At 56.2% G+C, this 9,176-nt stretch carries 7 protein-coding genes; 2 read left to right on the top strand and 5 right to left on the bottom strand.

Annotated features, from left to right (window positions below; genetic code table 11):
* The 3 genes from IP81_RS16680 to IP81_RS16670 form a co-directional block, all read right to left on the bottom strand.
* The coding region (locus IP81_RS16680) for an McrB family protein (protein WP_082356259.1) at positions 1 to 1,289 on the bottom strand (1,289 nt) is incomplete at its 3' end.
* Complete coding sequence (locus IP81_RS19885) at positions 1,240 to 2,679, bottom strand: DNA cytosine methyltransferase (protein ID WP_082356260.1); 1,440 nt, start codon at positions 2,677 to 2,679, stop codon at positions 1,240 to 1,242. The genes IP81_RS19885 and IP81_RS16680, both read right to left, overlap by 50 nt.
* Before the next feature lie 637 nt (positions 2,680 to 3,316).
* Positions 3,317 to 4,936 carry a recombinase family protein gene (locus tag IP81_RS16670; RefSeq protein ID WP_054109133.1) on the bottom strand — a complete coding sequence of 540 codons (1,620 nt, stop codon included), beginning with the start codon at positions 4,934 to 4,936 and terminating at the stop codon, positions 3,317 to 3,319.
* Between IP81_RS16670 and IP81_RS16665 the strand changes: the two genes are divergently transcribed.
* The gene (locus IP81_RS16665; RefSeq protein ID WP_082356258.1) at positions 4,923 to 5,306 is read left to right on the top strand and encodes an arsenate reductase; all 384 of its coding nucleotides are present in this window, start codon (positions 4,923 to 4,925) and stop codon (positions 5,304 to 5,306) included. The genes IP81_RS16670 and IP81_RS16665 overlap by 14 nt on opposite strands.
* The gene (locus IP81_RS16660; protein WP_054109132.1) at positions 5,303 to 6,331 is read left to right on the top strand and encodes a glycerophosphodiester phosphodiesterase; all 1,029 of its coding nucleotides are present in this window, start codon (positions 5,303 to 5,305) and stop codon (positions 6,329 to 6,331) included. The genes IP81_RS16665 and IP81_RS16660 overlap by 4 nt, the downstream gene beginning before the upstream one ends.
* Here IP81_RS16660 and IP81_RS16655 read toward each other — a convergent pair.
* Positions 6,328 to 6,537 (bottom strand): hypothetical protein, encoded by a 210-nt coding sequence (locus tag IP81_RS16655; protein ID WP_054109142.1) that lies wholly within the window; start codon positions 6,535 to 6,537, stop codon positions 6,328 to 6,330. The two genes, IP81_RS16660 and IP81_RS16655, sit on opposite strands and share 4 nt — an antisense overlap.
* 45 nt (positions 6,538 to 6,582) lie before the next feature.
* Positions 6,583 to 9,114: a DNA topoisomerase (ATP-hydrolyzing) subunit B gene (gene gyrB / locus IP81_RS16650; protein ID WP_054109131.1), complete on the bottom strand. Its 2,532-nt coding sequence runs from the start codon at positions 9,112 to 9,114 to the stop codon at positions 6,583 to 6,585.
* Positions 9,115 to 9,176 lie beyond the last annotated feature (62 nt).

Raw genomic sequence — 9,176 nt, 5'->3', positions numbered from 1 at the left:
GAGGTGTGAATCACAACATGCTGGTATTGCTCAACAACTTTCGGATCGGGCTCTAAGATGTGCCTGAGTTGATTATTCCAAAGACGCTGTAGGCTCTCCGTGTCGCGAACGTTGCGGAAAAATGCATGACCGATTTCCATATACTTTTGGATTTCGACAAAAAATTTTGCAGCCGCGCCGATCACCTTCATCGGCAATTGATTCTCTGCCAGAAATTCACGCAATTTTGTGACGTCGGGTTCTAATGTGATTTTGGCCCACCGACGCTCCATTGCCGCATCGATCTCGTCTACTGATCGATCTTCGGGATTCATGGTGGCTATGAAAAGCAATTTGCTTGGAATTATAGCTTGCCGCCCTGAAGGCAGGAAAAACTCAACACCCCTGAGAGATCGCTCCATATAGGTCATCGTCTCACCAAGCACGCGAGCAGGATCAGTTCGGCTAAATTCGTCGATAACTAGTGCGACAATTTCGTCCTCGCGCTGTGCGAGTGCAGCCATCTCAAGCATATGTTTGTCGGCAAGGCGAAAACCTTGTCTTCCGTCGGGCACGTAGCCTTCAACGAAGTCTTCGTATTGATAAGATGGATGGAATTGGACCTCTCGAATACGGTGCCGTATCCCATCCGTCAGGCTTATAGCGATCTGACGGGCATACCATGACTTTCCTGTGCCAGGTGCGCCCATAAGGAGAATTCCACCCCAACCATCTTCGAGTAGAAGTTTGCGGGCTTCCTGCAAGATGGCGTCATCTGGCTTAAGTTCTGACTTCAGAGGCGCTTGGGGAGGCCCAGCCTTTGCGGTAGTGCCATCTGCTCGGACCAGATCAATTGAGGCTGCTTCTGGCACTCGGAAGATTACTTCATCGGCTACTTCAGGCACCATTTCGGCAATCATAGCGGCCAATGTGGCAAACTCACGATCTGCCAACATTTGGACGACTTGCGAAGCATAATTATTGAGCCCAATAATTGAGGCTTCAGCTAACTCTTTAGAATACGTCCAAGGCGAGAAATCAAGAAGATCGCGCTTCTCGATTGTCTCGGCGAGAATGAGGATATCTCCGAGAATAATCTCGAACTGCTTGTTCGCGACGGGCTTCTTACTAACGCAAGAGCCTAGCGCTCGAATGCCTTGCACCCAGTCGGTTTTTGCACCTTTATTGTTGTCACTTCCTAACCAAATCCAAACGAGCGAGCCCGGCTCAAATTCCTTTGGAACCTGCGCACAATGGAAGCTAACCGTCGACGGATATGGACCGGTCGGAGCCTGAGCTAATTCGTTCAAGAGGGCGGCGCTGCTCTGCGCGAGTCTTACGAATGCTGGCCTTGGCAATAGCTTCTCCATTCAATCCGCATACTGCAGTGGGATGGAGGTTGGTGCTAGCCACCAGCTTTTCCAATGCGTTACGCATTGGAGCGAACAATGTACGCCCCACCGTGTCTGCTCGACGGAGGATGCCAACAGCAGCATTGGAGGTCAAGAAATAGCGATCATCAGGAACTTCGTCGTCGAGCAAGTCAACAAATCTAGATGGGATTATCGTTGAGGGCGCTGATGAGGTTGACCCTTCGTATATATCATTGCCCACTGCTAACCCGCAGCCTTTCCACCGATACGAAAAGGTTCCAGTGTCGATTTGCGGCATGATATGCTCAAGGCTCAAATCTTCCGAGCGTCGCTCTATATCTGGTGCGATGTGCCATATATCAAGTTTAGGCAGTTTACCCGGATGATCTTTCTCACCAGCAATTCGAGTAATTCTATTTGCAACCCATTTCACTACAGGGACCGCCACCGCGTTACCGATGGCGTGATATCGCTCCGAATCGAGCCCCCTTGCAGGTGATTTGAAATCAGGGTGTGGAATTGTCCAATTCGCGGAGAATCCTTGTAGTCTCTCGCTTTCGCTAGCAGTCGGACGGCGCACTTTATCTACATACGAAACGTAGGAGCGAGCCCAGTCGTTTCCAGTATGTCGCCCAGATGTCGCAGCGACACAGTAGGCGACCTCAGGAACGATTGCACCAGTTGCCTTGTGAAATGTTGGCGTAATGAAACCTGTCCGAGCCAATCCAGTTCGCGCTCCACGTGTCCCCTCAAAAAGAGATGATAGGGCCTTGAGAGGATTATCTTTCCACGCCACCATAAAAACTCGAGATCGTGACTGCGGTGTACCGAAGTATCGTGCATTTAGGACGCGCCATGCAACCGCATATCCTCGCATGGTCAACTCACGAAGCACGACCGCAAAATCCGAGCCTTTATGTGAATTTAGAAGACCAACGACATTTTCGAGAACAATGACTTCTGGTCCGCCTTGATCAAGCAACCTTGCAAGTTCAAAAAATAGGCTGGTGTTGTGGCCTTTCAGGCCACTCCTTCCGTGATTGCCACGAGCAAGCGATACATCTTGGCATGGGAATCCGGCAGTCCATACACTTGCAGTATTCAAGTGGTGCGCTTCAACATTGCGGATATCCCCATGGAGCAATGCACTGGGCCAATGGCGTTTCAAGACGGCTCGGCAAAATGGATCGATCTCACACTGTGCGACGATTTTTGCGCCATAGCTTTCGAAGGCTAAATCAAACCCACCGATGCCCGCGAAAAGGGATGCCACCGATAACGCTCTTCGACGCGAATGCGTCTTGGCCGTTAATGTCGTCTGTGTCATTTCTGGTCCGTACGCCTTGTACATCTAGCCTTCGTCCTTGAATCTTCCGACATCGGATCGGACCTACTTTTGCCTCGCCATAGCGACTTAAGAACAAAAAGTGAATCCCACTCAGCCGGCTTTTACAAACTGTTTGCCCGAAGGTTTACCTCCCTTTTGTAGCGGAGGGTTTGTGGTTTGGCTGCCCTTTTTTCCGGGCATTGCTCCCCGGCATTTTGCTGCTCTAACGCCCACTCACGATTAGTGAGGTGAGCAGATCGCCTGTGCCAACGCGATGACCGTTGATATTGTAAGTGAAATTTGTGCCAGTATCATACCAGCCAACTGGCAAGCCCTTAGCCGTATAACCGTTGATGCGCCGCCCATCCTGCTGCCGCCATCCCAACAGATTGCCTGAATTGTCCCGTAGATTTTGCCGCACTGCCGTTTCCTCCGTCTATTCACCGTTAATCGACAGGGTTTTCCACTGCCTGTCGATCAAAGTGCGGAGCAGAAGCGTTCCGCTCACTACTAGTGAGACTGGGAGCGTTGGATTTTGCTGCGCTGTCAGAGCTTCTGAAGCGCAAGAACGCGGGCGGGGTGTCAGTGTAGCAAGCGTAAGCAGAACTGGCTTGTCTGGGCTTCGACGGGCAATCTGCTAAGCAGCATTCAAGGGCTTGCTACTTGCGTGCCAAATCTGTTCACCGTCCAAAAGCACCCCGTTCTCATCAAACCGCCACCATGTGTCTTTATCGGGCCAAACGATGAACGTGTCGCACGGAGTGATCTCGATGCGATGGAGCAATCGCCGCAGCGTCATGTTGACGCGCCCGCGTGTTACAGACCGAACTTCCTCGTCAGGACTGTCGAGTTCATTTCTTAGGCCCTCGATCAATGCTGTGTCGTCAAAGGTGCTCGGTTTCGCCTCTTCTATGGCAAGTTGCGCGCGAAGATCATCAATGTTCTTGGTGTGCTCATCGAGTGCGGCCTCCAAAGTCGCGGCCCTCTCAATCAACGCCTTCACACCACCATCGCCGATTGCGTCAATGATGTTGTCGAGGCGCTTTTGGTCTGCATCTTTCAGGCGGACCCGTTCGGCTACGCCCTCGCGCAAAGACAACAGTGCGCCGTCCACAGCTGGCCTATTGACTAGACGGGGTAACAACTCATCGAGGATTGTGCGCTCAACCACCCGATAATCAAGCAGGCTGGCGTTGTCGCAGCCATGTTTTCGCCTGAAATTGTCACAGCGGAGGCGCTCATAAGTTTTGCGGCGATAATGGCGAAGGCGGCCATCCTTGCCTTTGTAGGTTGTGAAGGAATTACTGCCTTTGTGCTCGTAGCACGCCGTTCCTTGGCATTCTTGGCAAAACACTATTCCGCTGAGCAAGTTGGATGCTCGGTTAAAATATCTACCGCCAGTTTTAGCCTTTTTGCCTCGGACAGCCTGCGCACGAGCAAATTTTTCAGCGGTGATGACTTGGGGGAAGTAGTCCGCGGCAAGGCACTGCCCCTCCAGCGTAATGTATTCACCTAGCACTGCGCGGTTGGTCAGAAGGCGGTGAACGTAGGCCATATACCAGCCACCTGCGCCATCCTTTTTCCTTATTGGCCAAGGCGGTTCTCTGCGAGCATTCAGGGTCTGGACGATCTTATAAATCCCTATCCCGTTGATATATAGATCATAGATTTCATTTAAGATTTCTGCTCGACCAGAAGCCGCACGGTATTCGCCATCGCGGATCGTCAACCAAGCAGGTGCTCGGCCTGCCATGGTTTCCTTCGAGCCATTGGCAATGTCCGCATGGCGCTTGTCCCAACTGGCCCTCGTTCTGCGACTTTTGGTGGCGCTTTCCTCGTGGGCGAGCTGGGCCTTGATGATGACGGAGAACAACTCCATCATGTCGCCGTTGTTGCCAGCCTTATAGATATAGCCATCATGATATGTGGCCACGTCAACGCCGTGTTCGTTGAGCGCCCAGATCAGTTGAGCAGCGGCTTTTGCACCTTGCCTGCTTAAGCGGTCGATGTTTTCGACGATTAGCACCTTACCACGATGAAGGCCGTTGCGCGCCTCCAGCTCAAAATCATGGAGGGCGGCACCTTCCATGCGATTCGCGCCGTGAAATGCGCTGCGCCCCTCATCCGCGATTTCGCATTCGATTGCCCAACCCATGCGGACGGCATACTCTCGCCCAAGGTTTTTCTGGCGATCAGGGCCATAGCCCTTGATTTGTTCCGCTGAGGAAACTCTAAGGTAAAGTATGGCCGATTTCATCCGTTCAACATGGCAGGCAAGGGTTAGTTTTCTGTCTACAACCTACACAACATGGGACACGGTCAAGAAAGCCCGCACGTGGCTTGACGCCAACGGTCTTGCCTACACGTTCCATGATTACAAAAAACAGGGCGCAGACCCCGTCAAAATCGCTGGCTGGATCGAACAGGCTGGCCTCGACAAAGTGGTGAACCGGGCGGGGACCACCTATCGCAAGCTGGATGATGCGCAGAAAGCGGCGATTGCCGATGGCGGCGCTCCGGCGGTGCTGGCGGAGAATCCTTCGGTGATCAAACGCCCGATTGTGGAACATTCCGGCGGCTTGCTGGTGGGTTATAAGGAAGCCGATTGGGCGCAAGCGCTGTTATGATAAAGACGTCAATCCTTGCCGCATTGGTGCTCGCCGTGATGATCCCTTCCGCCCACGCGCAAATCCTGATCGGCCATCGCGGCGCGAGCGGTGAGCGGCCCGAACATACGCTGGCCTCTTATGAGCGCGCGATTGATGCGGGCGCGGATTTTATCGAGCCGGACCTTGTGCCCACCAAGGATGGCGTGCTGGTGGCGCGGCACGAGAACGAGATTTCGGGCACGACCGATGTGGCCGATCACCCCGAATTTGCGAGCCGCCGCCGCACCCATGTGATCGATGGCGAGGCCATGACCGGCTGGTTCACCGAAGACTTCACGCTGGCCGAACTGCGCACCCTGCGCGCCACAGAACGCCTGCCCAAGCTGCGCCCCGCCAACACCCGCTTTGATGGCCTCTATCAGGTGCCCACTTTCGCCGAAGTGCTGGCCTTGGTCAAAGCCAAGGAGGCCGAGACGGGTCGGCGCATTGGCATTTACCCCGAGATCAAACACCCCGGCTGGTTCACCGCGCAAGGCATCGATACCGCATCAATGCTGCTGACGATGCTTGACAAAGCGGGCTATCGCGATGCCAGCGATCCGGTGTTCATCCAGAGCTTTGAAGCTGGCCCGCTGGAGGCCTTGCGCAAACGCACCAAGATCCGGCTGGTGCAGTTGATGTCAGCCGAGGGTGGCCCTGCCGATCGTCCGGGCACGACATATGCCGCGATGGCAAAGCCTGCCGGGCTCAAGGCGCTGGCGGCGCATGTCGATGCGATTGGCGTTGAGGCAACGATGGTGGTCGATGCGCAGCTTCAGCCGACCGGGCTTGTCGCCATGGCCCACGCCGCCGGGCTGAAAGTTCACACATGGACACTGCGCTGCGAAAACGCGTTCCTGCCGCCCGCCTTGCGCATCGGCACTGATCCCGCTGCCCACGGCAATTGTGCTGCGGCGTGGGATGCGCTGGTCAAAGCAGGCGTCGATGGCGTGTTCACCGATTACCCCGCGCAAGCCCAAGCCGCGCGGACGGCCAAACACTAGTTCGTCTCGCGCGCCAGACGGTCTGCCAGTTCGGCGATTTCGGATGGATCGAGCAGCCATGTGCGCGTGACGCGGCCTTCGCGGTGGATCGGCACGGTCAACAGCACGCGCGCGTTGCCCCGCGCGTGCTCCTTGTACAGGCCAAAATGCAGCGCGCAGTCGCGGATCGTGCCGATGATCGGCGTGCGGCCTTCAAGGTCAATCATCGTCGCGGGCTGGTCCCACGGAATGGCATCGGTGAAGGCCACGCCTCAAACGTCCAGATTGGCCACGTTCAGCGCGTTTTCTTGGATGAATTCGCGGCGCGGTTCCACCACATCGCCCATCAGGCGGGTGAAGATTTCGTCGGTAATGTCGGCGTCTTCGACCTTTACCTGCAATAGCGTGCGCACGTTGGGGTCCAGCGTGGTTTCCCAAAGCTGGTCGGCGTTCATTTCGCCAAGGCCCTTGTAGCGCTGGATCGACAGGCCCTTGCGGCCCCCGGCAAACACCGTTTCGAGCAGTTCCGAAGGCCGCGTGATCGCGTCCTTGGCCTGCGTTACGGGCGCGGCTGCCGGAACATCGGCATCGTCATCGGCTGAAACCACAACTTCGGGTTCAACCTCCGCCGCTGCGGCAGACTGCCGCACCAACCGCGCGACGCCCGAATAGACCTCGGCGTTTTCGGCGGCCAGCTTGGCCAGCTTGCGCGCTTCGGCGCTGAGCAGGAAGCCGGGTTCGATCACGTGATGATCGGTTACCCCGCGCCACACCCGCTTGATGTGATAGCCGCCCTCTTCGGCCATTTCGACCAGCCAGCGCGCCTCGGTATCGCCCCGGTCAAGCCAGCGCGTGGTGCGGGCCAAGGCTTCGGCGCGGACTTCGGTCGGCATGTCGAAATCGAGCGCGCCCGCCAGTGCCAGAGCTTCGATGATCGCAGGGTTATAGCGGCGCGGCACAAAGGCCATCAGGTTGCGCATGCGCAGCGCATGATCGACCAAATTTTCAAGGTCTGGCCCGCTGCGTGCACCGCCTGCGGTTTCCAATACGCGGCCCGAAAGCCCGGCTTCTAGCAGATAGCGGTCCAGCGCGGCGTTATCCTTGAGGTAGACCTCACTGCGGCCTTTGGCCACTTTGTAAAGCGGGGGCTGCGCGATGAACAAGTGCCCGGCGCGGATGATGTCGGGCATCTGGCGGTGGAAGAAGGTGAGCAGCAAGGTGCGGATATGCGCGCCGTCAACGTCGGCGTCGGTCATGATCACGATCTTGTGATAGCGCAGCTTTTCGAGGTTGAATTCATCGCGGATGCCGGTGCCCATCGCCTGAATCAGCGTGCCGACTTCCTTCGAGCCGATGATCCGGTCAAACCGGGCGCGCTCGACATTGAGGATTTTGCCTTTGAGCGGCAGGATCGCCTGGGTCTTGCGGTCGCGTCCTTGCTTGGCCGATCCCCCAGCGGAGTCACCTTCGACGAGGAACAGTTCGCACTTGGCAGGATCACGTTCCTGACAATCGGCCAGCTTGCCGGGAAGCGAGGCGATATCCATCGCGCCCTTGCGGCGGGTGAGTTCACGCGCGCGCTTGGCGGCTTCGCGCGCAGCAGCGGCATCGATCACCTTCTGGATGATTGATTTGGCGTGGCCAGGGTTTTCCTCCAGCCATTCCACCATCTTGTCGGCCATCAGGCTTTCCAAAGGTTGGCGCACTTCTGAGGACACCAGTTTGTCTTTGGTTTGCGACGAGAATTTCGGATCGGGCAGTTTGACCGAGACGATGGCGGTAAGGCCTTCGCGCATATCATCGCCGGTGAGGCTGACCTTTTCCTTCTTCAGCATGCCCGAGCGTTCGGCATAGCCGTTCAGCGTGCGGGTCAGCGCGGCGCGGAATGCCGCCAAGTGCGTGCCGCCATCGCGCTGCGGGATGTTGTTCGTGAAACACAGCACGTTTTCATAATAGCTGTCGTTCCATTCGAGCGCGACTTCGATGCCGATGCCATCGCGCTCTGCCGAAATCGCGACAGGTTCGGGCATCAGGGCCACCTTGTTGCGATCAAGGTATTTTACGAATGCGCCAATGCCGCCTTCGTAGTAGAGATCGTGCTCCTTGATCTCTTCATGGCGCTTGTCACGCAGCAGGATGCGCACGCCTGAATTGAGGAACGCCAGTTCGCGATAGCGGTGTTCCAGCTTGTCGAAATCGAATTCGAGCACGTTCTTGAACGTATCGGTGCTGGCAACAAAGGTGACGCGCGTGCCCTTTTTGACGCCGCCCTTGCCGTTATCAGGTGCAGGACCGCGCACGATTAGTGGCGATACCGCATCGCCGTGGGCAAACTTCATCCAATGCTCTTGCCCGTCGCGCCAGATCGTCAGTTCAAGCCATTCAGACAGCGCGTTGACCACCGAAACGCCCACGCCGTGCAGACCGCCCGAGACTTTATAGGCGTTGTCGTCAGACGTGTTTTCAAACTTACCGCCCGCGTGAAGCTGGGTCATGATCACTTCGGCGGCAGAAACACCTTCCTCGGCGTGAATGCCGGTGGGGATGCCGCGCCCGTTATCTTCGACCGAGACCGAGCCATCGGCGTTCAATTCGATCAGAACAAGATCGCAATGCCCGGCCAGCGCTTCGTCGATGGCGTTGTCGGAAACCTCGAACACCATGTGGTGCAGGCCCGATCCATCGTCGGTATCGCCGATATACATGCCGGGGCGCTTTCGAACCGCATCAAGCCCTTTAAGAACCTTGATGGAATCGGCGCCATACTCGTTGGCGTTGGGGATGTTTTCATTGGTACTGGCCATCGTCAGGCCATAGGCACTTGAGGGCAAAAACCCAAGCTTTTCCGGTTCGTTTTACACAGCCT

It is taken from the genome of Novosphingobium sp. AAP83 (assembly GCF_001295795.1).
In the GTDB taxonomy this organism is placed as follows: domain Bacteria; phylum Pseudomonadota; class Alphaproteobacteria; order Sphingomonadales; family Sphingomonadaceae; genus Novosphingobium.
The sequence above is the reverse complement of the archived record's forward strand: the minus strand, read 5'-3'. Positions and strand labels throughout refer to the sequence as shown.